1 protein-coding gene is annotated in these 1,099 nt (G+C 48.3%); it reads left to right on the top strand.

The window, feature by feature from the left end:
• The first annotated feature begins 41 nt into the window (after window positions 1-41).
• Window positions 42-1,043 carry a CorA family divalent cation transporter gene (locus U1F02_RS15630; protein ID WP_409991333.1) on the top strand — a complete coding sequence of 334 codons (1,002 nt, stop codon included), beginning with the start codon at window positions 42-44 and terminating at the stop codon, window positions 1,041-1,043.
• Window positions 1,044-1,099 lie beyond the last annotated feature (56 nt).

Genomic DNA, 1,099 nt, shown 5'->3' with positions numbered 1-1,099 from the left:
GTCACAAATCTGTTACATGGATGTCATAAGCTGGCGAAACTATGCATTTCACGCCCAGTATTAACACCCCGGATAGTGGCGGTTTGATTTGTGGATTTCGCTTAAGCCACACCGAAAAACCCAAACCACTTTTTCTATACGCTGCCGATAAACCTAGCGAGCTTCCGCACGAACCTCACTGGCTGCACTTCAACTTAGCTGACACTCGTGCCACTCAGTGGATTAACGCTTGCTCTCTAATTCCGCAGGATGCTCGCGACCTGCTGTTAGACAGCGATGCTCATATTCGCAGCGAAAATTTTGACCATAGCTTAGCATTGATCATTGGCGATTTATTTCACGATTTCAAAGAAGACCCAGAAGAACTCGGTGTCTTGCGCTTGTATTTAGATGACGAGCGGCTCATCACCGGCCGCGGCCATCCGCTCAAGTCAGTTGATAGATTGCGCCATGAATTGTTCGGAGGCATGAGCTTCGCAAACTCAATCGATTTGTTTGCGCGACTCATTTACGACATTGGGGATTCCATGCACGCCGTCATCAAAAGTCAGAATGAGCGCGTAGATGATGCCGAAGACCAGATTCTTGCGGGGCATTTACACAACCAAGGCAGCGAGCTTGGTCGTATACGCCGTTTGCTTGCCCGTTTGCGTCGCCACCTCAGTGCGAATCGACAAGCCTTGCATCATGCAATTCCGCATATTGCACGCTGGAGCCAACAGGATATTTCCGAGCTGCGCCAAGCGGTTGAACATTTGGAGTCCACGATTCAGGATTTGGAGCTGGTACAAGAACGCACACGTCTCTTGCAGGAAGAAATCGCCGGGCGCATGAGCGAAGCCACCAACCGTAACCTCTATATACTTTCCATTGTGACCGTAACACTCCTGCCGATTAACTTAATTACCGGTATTTTTGGCATGAACACGGGCGGATTACCTTGGGGACAAGACGATCCTTCCGGTTTCTGGTGGGTAATTTTTCTAATGATAGTTGCTGTGATAGCTTCGCTCACTATTCTGCATCGCAAACGTATTCTCTAATTCGTTTACTATTTGCTCAATTGCAACATAGGCAAACGCTAAAAACTTCCACAACC

The organism is Cellvibrio sp. (assembly GCF_046347455.1).
Lineage (GTDB): Bacteria > Pseudomonadota > Gammaproteobacteria > Pseudomonadales > Cellvibrionaceae > Cellvibrio.
The sequence above is the reverse complement of the archived record's forward strand: the minus strand, read 5'-3'. Positions and strand labels throughout refer to the sequence as shown.